At 70.6% G+C, this 17,528-nt stretch carries 3 protein-coding genes; all 3 read left to right on the top strand.

Annotation, left to right across the window (positions count from 1 at the left end; genetic code table 11):
* Window positions 1-83 precede the first annotated feature (83 nt).
* The gene (locus tag ACYUD3_RS07185; RefSeq protein WP_470965415.1) at window positions 84-15,473 is read left to right on the top strand and encodes a DUF7927 domain-containing protein; all 15,390 of its coding nucleotides are present in this window, start codon (window positions 84-86) and stop codon (window positions 15,471-15,473) included.
* 207 nt (window positions 15,474-15,680) lie between these two features.
* A complete protein-coding gene (locus ACYUD3_RS07180) occupies window positions 15,681-15,866 on the top strand; it encodes a hypothetical protein (protein WP_470965413.1) in 186 nt (61 codons plus the stop codon).
* Entirely contained in the window at window positions 15,866-16,762 is an 897-nt protein-coding gene (locus ACYUD3_RS07175) for an LCP family protein (RefSeq protein ID WP_470965410.1), read from the top strand. Before ACYUD3_RS07180 ends, ACYUD3_RS07175 begins: the two co-directional genes overlap by 1 nt.
* The last annotated feature ends 766 nt before the right edge of the window (window positions 16,763-17,528 follow it).

The following is a 17,528-nucleotide window of genomic DNA, read 5'->3' as shown; positions in this document are numbered from 1 at the left end:
AATACGTTCAGATTCTGTAAATACCCCGACTGCTGACTAGTCGTCAGCTTTACGCATGTCACAGGTCTTACGGCAGGGGTCCGATGTTCGAGAAGTACACCAGCTGGCCCGGACGCACGCTCGCCGCACTCGTCGTGCTGTTCCTCGCCCTCGGCACGGCCCCCGCCCTCGGCGAGCCGACCGGTCTGCGTGACTCCCTCGGACTCGGCGGCCCCACCCTCCTCGCCGACTGGCCGGCCGGCTCGTCGGGCACCCTCGACGACACCCTGACCGACCCCGCCGGCCACCGCGTGACCTTCACCTCCGGCACCCACGAGGGCCAACGCCGCGCGGAGCCGCGTACGACGGACCCGACGGGCACGCCGCAACCGACGCCTACGCCAGAATCGACGCCTACGGCGGACCCGGCGCCCACGACAGAATCGTCCCCCGACGCCAAGTCCCGTACCCCCCGCCCCCGTTGGCGCACCACCGGCCTCCCCCGCGAGATCTCCGGCCGCGCCGCCGCCCAGGGCATCCGCCTCCCCGCCGCCGCCGACGGCCACCCCTACACCGTGACCTTCACCCTCCCCGAGGCCCGGCCGGCGTGGGTCTCGGTGCTGGGGGACGGGGCCGACGCGGTGTTCGCCGCCGGGGGCGGGGAGGCGGCGGCCCGCCGCGACAACCGTTTCGACCGGCGGGCCCGAGGCGCGGACCTCGTCTTCACGAAGCCGGTCCGGACGATCGAGCTGACCGTCACGGAGGGGGCGCCGGAGGGGCTGGTGCTGGCGGGCCCGTTCGGGTCGGAGGAGGGGAAGGCCGGGGAGGAAGCCGGCGGGGAACCTTCTGAGAAACCCTCCGGGAAAGCCTCCGATGAATCTTCCGGGAAACCTTCCGCCGAACCCTCCGGGAAAGCCTCCGAGAAACCTTCCGGCGAGGCATCGGCAGACCCTTCCGCGAACGCCTCCCCCAAAGCCCCCGGCAAAAAGCTCCCCGCAACCCCACCCCACGCCCCCAACACCACCCCCAACTCCCCCCGCCGAGCCACCTCCTGCACCCCCTCCTCCGGCTTCACCAACTGCACCCTCTTCAGCTACACCGCCGCCGACCAGACCTTCACCGTCCCCGCCGGCGTCAGCAGCCTGAACCTCCAGCTCTGGGGCGCCGGCGGCGGCGGTGACAACGCGACCTACTACACCGGCCAGGTCGGCGGCGCCGCCGGCGGCTACACGACCGGCACGGTCGCGGTCACCCCCAACCAGTCCCTGACGGTGATGGCCGGCCAGGGCGGCGCGGTCAACTCGACCGCGGTGACGTACGGCGGCGGCGGCGCCGGCGGCTGGACGCAGACCTCGGGCGCGGTCGGCGCGAGCGGCGGCGGCATGTCCGCGCTGTGGAACGGCGCCAGTTTCGGCACCCCGCTGCTGATCGCGGGCGGCGGCGGTGGCGCCTCGCCGGGCGCCGACACCAACAACCCGCGCCCCGGCGCGGGCGGCGGCACGAACGGCGGCGGCGACGGACAGCCCTCCCTCTCCGGGCAGGGCGGCACGCAGTCGGCGGGCGGCACGGCGGCCACGAACGGCACCGGCGGCTCGCAGTGCGCGACGACCGCGAACACGGCGGGCCGGCAGTGGTACGGCGGCAACGGCTTCGGCGCGGTCAGCGGCCGGGAGGGCGAGGGCGGCGGCGGTGGCGGCGGCGGCTACTACGGCGGTGGCGGCGGCTCCTGCCAGCTGATGGGGCCCCGGACCGCGTACAACGGTCCGGGCGGCGGCGGTTCCGGGTACATCGGCGGCTCGGGGGTCAGCAACGCCTCGACGGCGAACGGCTCCAGCCCGACCGCCAACAACACCGGCGGCGCGGCGGCGGGCACGGGGTCGGCGCAGTACCCGTCGGGCGTCGGCGTCGGCGGCGCGGACTCCCAGCGCGGCGGCAACGGCGCGGTCGTCATCCAGTGGGTCACGCAGACCAAGCTGAGCGTGACGAAGACGGCGTCCCCGAACCCGTACGTCCCCGGCGCCAAGGTCACGTACACGATCACCGTCTCCAACGCGGGCCCGGCCCCGGCGGCCAACGCGGCCGTGACGGACACGGTTCCGGCGGCCCTGACCGGCGTGACCTGGACCTGTTCGGCGACCACCGGCAGCTCCTGCGCAGCGGCTTCCGGAAGCGGCAACTCCCTTAACACGACGGCCACTTTGGCGGCGAACGGCAGCGCGACGTACACGGTCACCGGCAACACGGCGAGCACGGCGACGGCGGCGCTGAGCAACACCGCGACCGTCACCCCGCCCTCGGGCGTCAGCGACACGGCGTGCGGCACGAGCTGTTCGGCGACGGCGACGACCCCGGCGAGCCCGCGGGCGGACCTGTCGGCGGCCAAGTCGGCGTCCACGGCGACGGTTTCGCCGGGACAGACGTACACGTACACGCTGTCGGCCACCAACAACGGGCCGTCGGTCGCCTCCAGCGTGTCGATGACCGACACGCTCCCCAACGGCGTGACGTTCCAGTCGGGTTCGGGGTGTACGGCGTCGGGGCAGAGCGTGACCTGCGGGACGGTCGCCTCGCTCGCGGTGGGGGCCACGCAGACGTGGACCATCACCGTGAAGCTGGCCTCCTCCTACAAGGGCACCGGCTCCGACATCGGCAACACCGCGACCGTCTCCTCGTCCACGACCGACCCCAACACCGCGAACAACACGGCGACTTCGGCGCCGCCGCCGATCGTCGCGCAGGACGACTTCGACGTCACGCCGAGCGGTCAGGGCGGGACGGTGGCGCCCGGGCAGAAGACGACGATCCCGGTGGTCGTCAAGAACAACGGGCCCGCCGACGCGCAGGGCAACGCGACCGTCACCATCACGCTTCCGGCGAACGTCACCGCGTCCGGCACCCAGCCCTCCGGCTGCACCGCCAACTCCGATGGCACCGTGGTGACTTGTACGGTCCCGGCGGCCTCGCTCGGCAACGGTTCCTCGGTCAACCTGCCGATCAGCGTGCTGGTCTCGCCGAGCGCGCCCCCGAACAGCACGCTGACGAAGGCCGGCGGGATCGTGGTGTCCGGGCCGAACGACAACGTCGCCGCCAACAACACGGCGGACGCGGTGGTGAAGACCTCCGGCGCGGTCAACGACCTCTCCCTGACGAAGACTTCGAGCCCGGCGAACGTCAACTACGGCGAGAACACGGTCTTCACGGTCACCGTCACCAACAACGGCCCCTCGGACGCGACGAACGTCCAGCTCACCGACCAGCTCCCGAGCGGCCTGACCTACGTCAGCGACGACTCCTCCGGCGCCTACACCCCGACGACCGGTGTCTGGAAGGCGGGTTCGGTCGCCGCGGGCAAGTCCGCGACGCTGAAGATCACCGCGCGGATGAGCAGTACGACGGCCCAGACCAACGCGGTCACCCAGGCGACCTCGGACGGCACCGACCCGAGCCCCTGCACCACCGCGAACCCCGCCAACTGCGCCTCGACGACGGTCACTCCGATCGCTGCCGACATCGCGACGACGAAGACCAACACGGGGACGCCGATCGCGCCCGGCGAGACGTTCCAGTACCAGCTGAAGGTCACCAACAACGGTCCCTCGGCGGCGAGTTCGGTCGTCGTGACCGATACGCTCCCGGCCCGGCTGAGCTTCGTGTCGTCGGCGTCGGGCTGCACGGCGGCGGGGCAGAACGTGACGTGCCCGCAGATCGCGTCGCTGGCCAACGGCTCCAGCCAGACGTTCACGATCACCGTCAAGGTCGACCCCGCCTACACCGGCAACGGCTCCGACATCGCCAACACGGCGACCTCCACGACGACCACGCCCGACCCCGACACCAGTAACAACACCTCCACGTCGTCCTCGCCCTCGGTGACGGCGGCGAAGACGGGCCTGGCCATCACGAAGACCGGTTCCGCGACGTCGTACCAGCCCGGGGAGACGTTCAGTTACACCGTCACGGTGAAGAACTCCGGTCCCTCCAACGCGACTTCGCCCACCGTCGTGGATACGCTGCCCAGCGGGTTCTCGAACTTCGGCTGGAACTGTGCGGCCAGCAGCGGGAGTTCGTGCGGGGCGGCGTCCGGGAGCGGGAACATCTCCGACCGGCCGACGGTCGCGCCGGGCGGGACGATCACCTACACGGTCAGCGGGACGGTGTCCTCCTCGACCGCAGGGAACCAGACCAACACCGCGACGGTGACCCCGGCGAGCGGGACCACGGACACCAACTGCGCCTCGTCCTGCACCGCTTCGGTCGTCACGAACGGGCCGAGCGTCCAGCTGAGCAAGACCTCCGCGCCGCGCCCCGCGAAGGCCGGGCAGACGGTGACGTACACGGTCACGATGCGGAACACCGGCAGCGGGGACGCCAACTCCTTTGTCTTCACCGATGACTTGAGCGACGTCGTGGACGACGCGACGTTCGTCGCCGGATCGGTCACGTCCGCCCCGGCGGGCGGGACGGGGACGTACGACGCCGCCGCGAAGACGCTCACCTGGAAGGGCGCGGTCGCGGCGGGCGCGACGGTGACCGTCACCTACCAGGTGAAGGTCGGCCAACCCCCGGCCGGGAACCAGGTGTTGAGGAACAAGATCAGCGCGCCCGGGACCAACTGCGCCTCCGGGTCGACCGATTCGGCCTGCTCCGACGACAACGGCGGCGGCGTCCCGCGCCTCACCATCAGCAAGGCGAGCGACGCCGGCGGGACGGTCCACCCGGGGCAGAAGGTCACGTACACGGTGACCGTGAAGAACCCCGGGACGGCCACCTACACGGGCGCCGGCTTCACCGACGACCTGACGGACGTCCTCGACGACGCGACGTACGGCGACGACGCCTCGGCGACGGCCGGTTCGGTCTCGTACGTCAGCCCCAAGCTGACCTGGAGCGGCTCGCTGGCCGCCGGCGCGACGGCGACGATCACCTACAGCGCGACCGTCGACAACCCCGACAACGGGAACAACAAGCTGGTCAACCGGATCACCTCCAGCACCGACGCGGACTGCGCGGCCTGTACGACGACGAACGGCGTCGCGGCGCTGAAGATCGCCAAGTCGGCGTCCAGCGCGCATCCCAAGCCCGGGGAGAAGGTGACGTACACCGTCACCGCGACGAACACGGGAACCGCGGCGTACCTGGGGGCAACCTGGTCCGATGATCTGACCGGGGTTGTGGATGACGCGACGTACAACTCCGACGCTTCTGTCACTGTGGGTGACGTGACGTACACGAAGCCGAAGTTGAGCTGGACCGGAGACCTGGCCGCGGGGGCCACGGCGACGGCCACCTACAGCGTGACCGTGAACAGCCCCGACACGGGCGACGGCAAGCTGCTCAACGCGGTGACCGGGCCCGCTGGCTCCAACTGCGGCTCCGGTACGAAGGACGCGGCCTGCTCGACCGGCGGCAACGCCGGGGACGGCGTGCCCCAGCTGAAGCTCACCAAGACGTCCAGCCCGGCGAACCCGGCGGCGGGGCAGACGGTGGACTACACGGTCGTCGCCGAGAACACGGGCGCGGCGACCTACACCGGGGCCACGTGGTCGGACGATCTGAGCGACCTCATCGACGACGGGACGTACAACGCGGACGCGTCGGCGTCCAGCGGGTCCGTGTCGTACGCGTCCCCCAAGCTGACCTGGACCGGTGACCTGGCTTCCGGCGCCAAGGCGACGACCACGTACTCGGTGACGCTCGCCAACCCGCTGACCGGGAACAAGAAGCTGGTCAACAAGGTCGTCTCGACGACCGACACGAACTGCGCATCCGGGTCTACCGACACCGCCTGCGGTGATCAAACTCCGGTGCCAGTGCGGCAGTTGACGATGAAGAAGACCGCCTCCTCGACGGCCCCGAAGCCCGGGGACAAGGTCACCTACACAGTGACCGTCGAGAACACGGGGACGGCCGCCTACGCAGGGGCTGTCTGGTCCGACGATCTGACCAACGTCCTGGACGACGCCACCTATGGGAACGACGCGGCGGCTTCTTCTGGCAGCGTCTCGTACACGTCACCCACGCTGAAGTGGACCGGCGACCTCGATGCGGGCGCGACCGCGACGGTGACCTACACGGTGACCTTGAGCGACCCGGACGACGGGGACGCGGTTCTCAAGAACACGCTGGTCAGCACCTCCCCGGGCGCCAACTGCGAGTCCGGTTCCACGGACGCGGCCTGCACGGCGGGCCCGTACGCGATCCCCTCGCTGACCATGTACAAGACGGTCTCCCCCGCCGCCCCGCTGCCCGGCGACACCCTCACCTACACGGTCCGGCTGGTGAACGACAGCAAGGCCGCTTATACAGGGGCCTCCTTCACCGACGACCTGACCGGCATCCTGGACGACGCGACCTGGTCGAACGTGACGACCGCGTCCGCCGGGACGGTGACGTACACCGCGCCGAGCGTGAGGTGGACGGGTGACGTCGCGGCGGGCGCGACCGTGACCGTCACCTACGCGCTGAAGATCAACAACCCGAAGACCGGCGACGGCAAGATGGTCAACACGGTCGTCGGACCGGCCGGCTCCAACTGCAAGTCCGGCTCGGCCGACAACCGCTGCTCGGCCGACGTCGGCGGCGTCCCCGAGCTGCACATCACCAAGAGCGCCGCCCCGGCGAGCCCGGTAGCGGGCGGGAAGGTGACATACACGGTCCTCGTCGAGAACGTGGGCAACGCCGCCTACAAGGGCGCCACTTGGTCGGACGACCTGTCGGGCGTGCTCGATGACGCCTCTTATGGGAACGACGCTTCGGCGACCGCTGGTTCGGTGTCGTACGCGAAACCGGTCGTGAAGTGGACCGGTGATCTGGCGGCCGGCGCCTCGGCGACGGTCACCTACTCGGTGACCGTCAACTCCCCGGTCAGCGGCGACGGGCGGCTCGCGAACAAGGTCACCGGACCCCAGGGCTCCAACTGCGAGTCCGGCTCGACCGACGCCGACTGCTCGCACACCAGCGGGATCGGCTTCCTGAAGTTCACCAAGAGCTACAGCCCGAAGGTCGCGACGCCGGGGGCGACGATCACGTACACGGTGGCCGTCGAGAACACCGGGACGGGGACGTACCCGGGGGCCTCCTTCACCGACGACCTGACCGGGGTCCTGGACGACGCGGACTACAACGACGACGAGTCGGCCACGGCGGGCGCGGTGGCGTACGCCTCGCCGAAGGTGTCCTGGAGCGGTGACCTGGCCGCCGGTTCCACCGCGACGGTCACCTACAGCGTGACCGTGAAGGACCCGGACACCGGGGACAAGAAGCTGGCCAACACCGTGGTCGGGCCCGCCGGTTCCAACTGCGCCGCCGGTTCGGCCGACAGCGCGTGCTCGCCGGCGCCGGCCGGGGTGCCGACGCTGGAGATCGTGAAGTCGGCGTCCGAGAACCGGCCGGTGCCGGGGGCGACGGTGACGTACACGGTGACCGTCGAGAACACGGGGACGGCCGCTTATACAGGGGCTGCGTGGTCCGATGATCTGACCGACGTCATCGACGACGCCGACTACGGCAACGACGCCACCGCCTCCAGCGGCAGCGTCTCGTACACGTCACCCACGCTGAAGTGGACCGGCGACCTCGCGGCGGGCGCGACCGCGACGGTCACCTACTCGGTGACCGTCAAGAAGCCGCTCGCAGGGAACGGCAAGCTCGCCAACGCCGTGACCGGCCCCGCCGGTTCCAACTGCCGCTCCGGCCAGCAGGGTTCGGAGTGCTCGACCGGTGACAAGACCGGGGACGGCATCCCCCAGCTGACGCTCAGCAAGAGCGTGAGCCCGGCGAACCCGGTGCCGGGGACGAAGGTGACGTACACGGTCACCGCGCGGAACACCGGGACGGCCGCCTACGCGGGCGCGACCTGGTCCGACGACCTGACCGGCGTCCTGGACGACGCGACGTACGGCAAGGACGCCTCCGCGACCGCAGGGACCGTCTCCTACGCCGAGCCCAAGGTGACGTGGACCGGCGATCTGGCGGCGGGCGCGTCGGCGGTCACCACCTACTCCGCGACCGTCAACGCCCCCGACACCGGGGACAAGAAGCTCACCAACGCGGTGACCGGCCCCGCCGGCTCCAACTGCGCGACGGCCACCGGCTGTTCGACCTCCAGCGGGGTCGGCACGCTGAAGTTCACCAAGACGTACGAGCCGGACACGGCGACCCCGGGTTCGACGCTGACGTACAAGGTGACCGTGGAGAACACCGGGACGGGGACGTACCCGGGGGCCTCCTTCACCGACGACCTGACCGGGGTCCTGGACGACGCCGTGTACAACGCGGACGCGTCGGCGACCACCGGGACGGTCGACTACACCAAGCCCAAGCTCACCTGGACCGGTGACCTGGCGGCGGGCGCGACCGCGACCGTCACCTACACGGTGACCGTCGACGACCCCGACACCGGGGACAAGAAGCTCGGCAACGCGGTCGTCGGCCCCGCCGGCTCCAACTGCGCCGCCGGCTCCACCGACCCGGCCTGCGCGCCGACCCCGGCCGGGGTGCCCACCCTGTCGATCACCAAGACGGCCTCGGAGAGCCGGCCGACGCCGGGCTCGAAGGTGACGTACAAGGTGGTCGTCGAGAACACCGGGACGGCCGCGTACAAGGGCGCTTCCTGGTCCGACGACCTGACGGACGTCATCGACGACGCCTCCTACGGGAACGACGCGGCGGCTTCCTCCGGCAGCGTCTCGTACGCGTCGCCCAAGCTGACCTGGACCGGTGACCTCGCGGCGGGCGCGACCGCGACGGTGACCTACTCGGTGACCGTCAAGAAGCCCCTCGCGGGCAACGGCAAGCTCGCCAACGCGGTGACCGGCCCCGCCGGTTCCAACTGCCGCTCCGGCAGCAAGGCGCCCGAGTGCTCGACCGGTGACAAGACCGGCGACGGCATCCCCCAGCTGACCCTCGCGAAGAAGGCGTCCACGGCGAACCCGAAGCCGGGCGAGAAGGTGACGTACACGGTCACCGCGACCAACTCCGGCACGGCGCTGTACACCGGGGCCTCCTGGTCGGACGACCTGACGGACGTCCTGGACGACGCCGCGTACGGCGACGACGCCTCGGCGACCAGCGGGACCGTCAACTACACGAAGCCCAAGGTCGGCTGGACCGGCGACCTGGCCGCCGGAGCGACCGCGACCGTCACCTACTCGGTCACCGTCGACACCCCGGACACCGGCAACGGCAAGCTGGTCAACGCGGTGACCGGCCCGGCGGGCTCCAACTGCGCGGCCGGTTCGACCGACCCGGCCTGCTCCACGGGCGGCGAGCCCGGCGCGGGCGTGCCCCAGCTGAAGCTCACCAAGACGTTCAGCCCGGCGAACCCGGCGGCGGGGCAGAAGGTGACGTACACGGTGGTCGCGCAGAACACGGGCGCGGCGGCCTACCCGGGCGCGACCTGGTCCGACGATCTGACCGACCTCATCGACGACGGGACGTACGACGCCGACGCCTCGGCGACGGACGGCTCTGTCTCCTACACCTCCCCCAAGCTGACCTGGACCGGTGATCTGGCTTCCGGCGCCAAGGCGACGACCACGTACTCGGTGACGCTCGCCAACCCGCTGACCGGGAACAAGAAGCTGGTCAACAAGGTCGTCTCGACGACCGACACGAACTGCGCGACCGGGTCGACCGACACCGCCTGCGGTGATCAAACTCCGGTGCCGGTGCGGCAGTTGACGATGAAGAAGACGGCCTCCTCGACGGCCCCGAAGCCGGGCGACAAGGTCACGTACACGGTGACCGTCGAGAACACGGGGACGGCCGCCTATACGGGGGCTATGTGGTCCGATGACCTGACCGACGTCATCGACGACGCCGACTACGGCAACGACGCCACCACCTCCAGCGGCAGCGTGTCGTACACCTCGCCCACGCTGAAGTGGACCGGCGACCTGGCCGTCGGCGCGACCGCGACCACCACCTACACGATCACCCTCAAGGACCCCGACACCGGCGACCAGACCCTCAAGAACGCCCTGGTCACCACCTCGGACGGCGCCAACTGCCGCGCGGGCTCGACGGACGCGGCCTGCACGGCCGGCCCGTACGACATCCCCTCGCTGACCATGACCAAGACGGTCTCCCCGGGCAGCCCGCTCCCCGGCGACACCGTCACCTACACGGTCACCCTGGTCAACAGCAGCAAGGCCGACTACCCGAACGCGGCGTTCACCGACGACCTGACCGACATGCTGGACAGCGCGACCTGGTCGAACGTGACGACGGCGTCCGCCGGGACGGTGACGTACGCCAGGCCGGACGTGAAGTGGACGGGTGACGTCCCGGCCGGCGGTTCCGTGACCGTCACGTACGCGATGAGGATGAACAACCCCAAGACCGGCGACAGCAAGCTCGTCAACAGCGTGGTCGGACCGCCCGGTTCGAACTGCAAGAAGGGCTCGACGGACAACCGCTGCTCGGCCGCCATCGACGGCCTGCCCGAGCTGCACATCACCAAGAAGGCGTCCCCGGCGAGCCCGGTCGCGGGCGGGAGGACGACGTACACGGTGACGGTCGAGAACACGGGGAGCGCGACGTACAAGGGCGCTACCTGGTCCGATGATCTGACCGGTGTCCTGGATGACGCCGCCTACGGGGACGACGCGGCGGCGACGGCGGGTTCGGTGTCGTACGCGAAACCGGTCGTGAAGTGGACCGGCGATCTGGCGGCGGGCGCGTCGGCGGTCACCACCTACTCGGTGACCGTCAACTCCCCGGTCAGCGGCGACGGCAAGCTGTCCAACAAGGTCACCGGACCCCAGGGCTCCAACTGCGAGTCCGGCTCGACCGACGCCGACTGCGCCACCTCCAGCGGCATCGGCTTCCTGAAGATCGTCAAGACGTACAGCCCGAAGGTGGCCAAGCCCGGCTCGCCGATGACGTACACGGTGACGGTGGAGAACACCGGGACGGGGACGTACCCGGGGGCGACGTTCACCGATGATCTGACCGGCGTCCTGGACGACGCGGCCTACAACAATGACGCCGCCGCGACCGCCGGAAGCGTCAACTACGCCGAACCGAAGCTCACTTGGACGGGTGATCTCGCGGCCAAGGCCTCGGCGAAGGTGACGTACAGCGTCACCGTGAACGACCCCGACACCGGCGACCAGAAGCTCAGCAACGCGGTCGTCGGCCCGGCGGGCTCCAACTGCGCCGCCGGTTCCACCGACTCGGCCTGCGCGCCGGTCCCGGCGGGCGTCCCGACGCTGGAGATCACGAAGACGGCGTCCGCGAACCGGCCGACGCCGGGGACGAAGGTGACGTACACGGTCACCGCGCGGAACACTGGTACGGCGGTCTACAGCGGGGCGACTTGGTCCGATGATCTGACCGGTGTCCTGGATGACGCCGCCTACGGCAACGACGCCTCCGCCTCCAGCGGCAGCGTGTCGTACGCCAAGCCGGTCGTGAAGTGGACCGGGGACATCCCGGCCGGCGGTTCCGCGACCGTCACCTACAGCGTCACCATCGACACCCCGGACACCGGGGACGGGAAGATCGCCAACAGTGTGGTCGGCCCGGCGGGCTCCAACTGCCAGTCCGGCAAGCAGAGTTCGGCCTGTTCGACCGGCGGGGGCGACGGCGACGGCGTCCCGCAGCTCGCGCTGAGCAAGACGGTCAGCCCGAAGAACCCGGTGCCGGGGACGAAGGTGACGTACACGATCACCGTCAAGAACACCGGCGCCGCCCTCTACAGCGCGGCCGGGTTCACCGACGATCTGACGGACGTCGTCGACGACGCGACGTACGACCAGGACGCCTCGGCGACCTCCGGGACGGTGACGTACTCCGCGACCGCGCAGATCAGCTGGACCGGTGACCTGGCGGCGGGCGCCTCGGCGACCGTCACCTACAGCGCGACCGTCAACAACCCGGACACCGGCAACAAGATCCTCACCAACCAGGTGACCGGCCCCGACGGCTCCAACTGCGCCTCGGGCAAGGAGGCGCCGGCCTGCAAGACCAGCACGGGTTCGCCGCAGCTGGTCCTGAGCAAGACGTACTCCCCGAGCAACCCGCTGCCGGGCCAGAAGGTGACGTACACGGTGACGGCGAAGAACACGGGCACGGCGGTGTACAGCGGTGCTTCATGGTCCGATGATCTGACCGACGTCATCGACGACGCCGTGTACGACGACGACGCCTCCGCCACCCTCGGCGCCGTCAACTACACCTCCCCCAAGCTCACTTGGACGGGTGATGTACCCGCCGGAGACACGGCGACCGTCACCTACTCGGCGACCCTCAAGGACCCGGCCACCGGGAACAAGGAGCTGGCCAACGCGGTGACCGGGACGTCCGACATGACCTGCGCCGACGGCACGCCCGGCCACGTCTGCCCGGCGAAGACGGCCGGCGTCCCGGCGCTGGCGATCACGAAGACGGCGTCCTCGACGACTCCGGTGCCGGGCCAGAAGGTGACCTACACGGTGACCGTGGAGAACACCGGCAAGGCCCTCTACCCAGGGGCTTCGTGGTCCGACGACCTGACCGGTGTCCTGGATGACGCCGCCTACGGGGACGACGCGGCGGCGACGGCGGGTTCGGTGTCGTACGCGAAACCGGTCGTGAAGTGGACCGGCGATCTCGCGGCCGGCGCCTCGGTGACCGTCACCTACAGCGTGACCGTCGACAACCCGGACACCGGCGACAAGAAGCTCACCAACGCGGTGACCGGCCCGGCGGGCTCCAACTGCCAGGCGGGCAAGCGCGGTCCGGAGTGCTCGACCGGCGACAAGCCGGGCAACGGCATCCCCGAACTGCGGCTGAGGAAGACGGTCAGCTCGGGGACGGCGGCGCCGGGTTCGACGGTGACGTACACGATCACCGCGCAGAACACGGGGACGGCGGCCTACACGGCGGCTACGTGGTCCGACGATCTGACCGGTGTCCTGGCCGACGCCGTCTACAACGACGACGCCCGGGCTTCCGGCGGCAGCGTCAGCTACACGAGCCCGAAGCTCAGCTGGACCGGCGACATCCCGGTCGGCGGGACGGTGACCACGACCTACACGGTCACCCTGAACGACCCCACCACCACGACCCAGTCCCTCACCAACAAGGTCACCTCGACCCCGGACACCAACTGCCCGGCGGGGACGACGAATTCGGACTGCGCCTCGGCCCTGGGCATCCCCCAGTTCTCGATCACGAAGACGTCGTCCACCTCGGCCCCGCTGCCCGGCCAGAAGGTCACGTACACGGTGACCGTCCAGAACACCGGGACGGTCGAGTACAAGGGCGCTTCCTGGTCGGACGACCTGACGGACGTCCTGGACGACGCGGTCTACGGCGACGACGCCACCGCCTCGACGGGGACGACGACGTACGTCTCCCCGAAGCTGGCCTGGACCGGTGATGTCCCGGCCGGCGGTTCGGCGACGGTCACCTACACGGTGACGGTGAAGTCCGACCCGGCCCAGCTGGGCAACGGCACCCTGGCCAACGCGATCACCTCCACCTCGCCCGGCAACAACTGCACGGCCGCCGCGAACGCGGGCTGCTCGACGACGTCCGGCCAGATCCCCACCCTGAAGATCACCAAGACCCAGACGACCCCGGCGGCGCTGCCGGGCCAGAAGGTCGCGTACAAGGTGACCATCGAGAACCCGACGACCTCGGACTACCCGAAGGCCTCCCTCACCGACGATCTGACGGAGGTCCTGGACGACGCGGCGTACGACGAGGACGCGGCGGCCGGCTCGGGGACCGTCAGCTGGGCCACCCCCAAGCTCACTTGGTCGGGTGATGTCCCGGCAGGTTCGGTGGTGACCCTCACCTACTCGGTGACCGTCTCCAGCACTGACCAGGGCGACGGCAGCCTCAAGAACACCGTCGTCTCCTCGGTCCCCGGCACCAACTGCCCTGAGGGCTCGGCGGACCGGGCCTGTACGACGGGAACGGACGGGACCGGCTCGCTGGTTCCCCGTCTGAAGATCGTCAAGACGACCGACGCCAAGGACCCGCTGCCGGGTGACGACCTGCCGTACAAGGTCGTCGTCACCAACGACAGCCGCGCGGACTACCCGGGCGCCACCTTCACCGACCAGCTGTTCTCGGGCGCGGGCCTGCTCAACCGGCAGCCGGTGACCGCGCCGGCCGCGACCTCGGGGACGATCACCGACGGCGACCCCTTCAGTTTCACCTGGAAGGGTGACATCGCGGCGGGCGCGACGGTGACGGTGACGTACACCTACCGCGCGAACGCGATCCCGACGACCGGTAGCCGGAAGATCGTCAACGAGATCACGGCCGCCAGCGCCAACACCACCTGCTTCGGCAACACCGCCGACGGCAGCTACCCGGACGGCTGCGGCGCGACCCTCACCGCGCCGGAGTACGAGTTCGGCGAGGCCCCCGACAGCTACAGCACGCTGCTCGCCTCGGACGGCCCGTACCACGTGATCGTCCCGGGCCTCTTCCTCGGCAAGGGCTCCTTCGCCGACACCGACGGCCACCCCGGCGGCCCGCGCCTCGACGAGAGCGGCCGCGGCCCGCGCAGCCTCCCCGTCGCCTACTCCGGCGGCACCGGCTACGAGACGACCGTCGACCTCACCAACACCACCGGGAAACCGGCCGTGCTCGCGGCCTGGCTCGACTACGACTTCAACGGCCGCTTCGACCAGAGCGAGCGCATCCTGCGCCAGATCCCGGATGGCACCCAGTCGACGGTCCTGAGCTGGCCCGACGCCCACTTCGCCAAGGCCGGCACGACGTATCTGCGGCTGCGGCTCTACGGCGACCAGGTCGCCGCGGGCCACGACCCGGACCTGCCGGCCGGTGAGTCCCTCGGCCGCTCGGTGAGCGTCCGCGTCGGCGGCAAGCTCCGCTCGATCCCGCTCCAGCGCGCCCTCCCGGCCGACCCCCGGCCGACCGGGTACGGCGGCGAGGGCCAGGTCGAGGACTTCAGGGTCGACGTCAGCGAGGGCAAGCTCAACGTCAAGATCACGACCGACAATCCGCATCCCAAGCCTGGCGACAAGGTGACGTACACGATCACCGTGTGCAGCGCGACCAGCTCGCCGTACAGCGGGGCGACGGCGTCGGCGGATCTCGCGCAGGTCCTCAAGTACGCGACGTACAACCAGGACGCGAGCGCCTCGACGGGGACCGTCTCCTACAGCGGCGGCAAGGTCGGCTGGACCGGCACGGCGCCTGCGGACTGCGCGCATCCGGCGAAGATCACGTTCACGGTGACGTACAAGACGTCGCCGCCGCCCGGGACGACCGTCGACGTACCGGTCGTCGGGGGGCCTGGGGCCAGCAACTGCCCTGCCGGGGCGACTGCGGCGGACTGCAATGCGACGGCGGTTCCGCTGACGCCGCCGTCGCCGTCTCCCTCGCCGTCGGGTGAGTTGCCGGCGACGGGTGGGAGCCGGGATCCGAACTCGTTGTGGGCGTTGGTTGCGGTGGGGTTGACGGTGTCCGGGTTCTTGATCTGCCTCGCGATGTTCGGGATGCGGCGGCGGGGGTGGGGGCGGCGATGAGGGGAGTGCGGGGCGGGGGGAAGGGGGTGGTGGCGGTTGGGGTGGTGCTGTTGGCCGGGGTGGGGGTGCCGGGGCTGGGGAGTGCGAGTGTGCTGCCGGTGGAGCGGGTGGGGGTGATTTCTGAGGAGGGGGGGTTGGGGGCGGGCTTGGGGGTGGGTTCGGGCGGCGGCTTGGTTTCCGGCTCGGGCTCGGGTCTGCCGCGCGGCCGTGCTGGTGCTGGTGCTGGTGCTGGTGCCGGTGTTGGGGCTGGCGTTGGTGCCGGTGTTGGTGCCGGTGTTGGCGTTGGTGCTGGTGCTGGTGCTGGTGCTGGTGCTGGGGCTGGGGCTGGCGTTGGTGCCCGTGCCCGTGCTGGCGTCGGCTTTGGTGCCGGTGCCGGTACGAACATCCTTCTGATGGGGATCGACGACCGCATCGGCCTCACCCGGGACGAGCTGCGCCGCTATCACGCCGGCGGTGAGGCCTGTCACTGCACGGACACGCTGATGCTGGTCCATGTCTCGGCCGCGCAGGACCGGGTCAGCGTGCTGAGTCTGCCCCGGGACACCCTCGCGCGGATCCCGGCCCACCGCGACGACGGGACCGGCGAGCAGGTGCCCGAGCACGACGCGAAGATCAACGCGGCGTTCAAGGAGGGCGGGCCGAAGCTGTCGGTGCGGGTGGTCGAGGAGATGACGGGGCTGCGGATCGACCGCTACCTCCAGCTGGACTTCCGCCGCTTCATCGACGCGGTGGACCAGGCGGGCGGGGTGGACGTCTGCCCGGCGCACCCGATCAAGGACCCGGGCACGAAGCTGGACTTGTCCCCCGGCGTGCACCACTTGAACGGCGGCGGTTCGCTCCAGTACGTCCGCTCCCGCAAGTACGACGGCGCCGCCGACATCGGCCGTGTCCAACGCCAGCAGCGCTTCTTGGTCGGCGTCCTGAAACGGCTCCGCTCCCACCCCGTAGACCTCCTCCCCCTGACCCGCACCGTCCTAGGCGCGGTCAAGGTCGACCAGGGCTTCAAGGACACCAACCTGCTGTCCCTGGCAAGAACCCTCACAAAGCTGCCCCCTTCAGCAATGGAGTTCGCGACCGTCCCGATCGGCGGCTTCAACGAGAACATCCCCGGCGTGGGTTCGACCCTGCGCTGGGACGAGAGACGGGCGGCAGAGGTGTTCGGGCGTCTGCGGGAGGACAGGGAGCTGACGCCGGCGGACTCGAAGAGGAAACCTTCGGAGCCGGCGCGGATCAATGATTCGTATGAGCCGGTGCGGGGGTGGGGGATGGAGTGCGGGGGAGGGGTGTGAGGGGCGGGGGGAACGGGGCTGGCTGGGAGGGGGAGGGGGCGAGGGGAACGGGGCGGCTAGGAAGGTGGAGGCGAGGGGGAATGGGGTGGTTAGGAGGGTGAGGGGGCGAGGGGAATTGGGGGCGGCTGAGGAGGGGGCGGGCTGAGGAGGGCGGGGTCGAGGAGGGCGGGGGCAGAGGAAGGCGGGGGCCGATCTGCGTGGGGGCGAAGTTTGCCGGGGCGTGGAGCAAGGCTTGCCGGCGAGCGGCGCGCCCACCCTTGGTCCGGCGCGACTCCAGTGGTCCGGCCCGGCCCCGGCGGTCCGGCCCGGCCCCGGCGGTCCGGCGCGGCCCCGGCGGTCTGGCGCGACTCCGGCGGTCCGGCCCGGCCCCAGCGGTCCAGGCCAGCTCTCGGCACCTGAGCCGATCGGGCGGAAACCGCACCCCGGCCGAATGAGCGCCCCACGGGAGTGGAACTTCTGCGTTCACCGGCCGGCCCCCAAGAGCTCCAGAGCTACGCAGCTGCACAGCCCGCGTCAGCGACAAAGTTGCACAGCTCCCGTCAGCTCTGGTCAGCGACAAGGGCAGGCTGCTTCCCCACCCCCACCCCCACCCCCAGGAGGCAGCAGTGCCCCACCCCCCGACCTCCCGCATATCCGCCACACTGCCCCTCCCCGCTCTCCTCCTCTGCGCCGCCCTCTTCCCCACCTCTGCACGAGCCGAGGCCGCACCACTCGCGCAAGCTGAGGCCGCACCACTCGCGCGCGCCGCCGTAGCCCCCACCTCCGT

The sequence above is a fragment of the Streptomyces sp. AMJ-169 genome, assembly GCF_055597585.1.
The sequence above is the reverse complement of the archived record's forward strand: the minus strand, read 5'-3'. Positions and strand labels throughout refer to the sequence as shown.

Excerpts from the sequence above, each read along its gene's own strand:
- ACYUD3_RS07185 (WP_470965415.1), top strand. The coding sequence starts at position 84 with ATGTTCGAGAAGTACACCAGCTGGCCCGGACGCACGCTCGCCGCACTC.
- ACYUD3_RS07175 (WP_470965410.1), top strand. The coding sequence starts at position 15,866 with ATGGGGATCGACGACCGCATCGGCCTCACCCGGGACGAGCTGCGCCGC.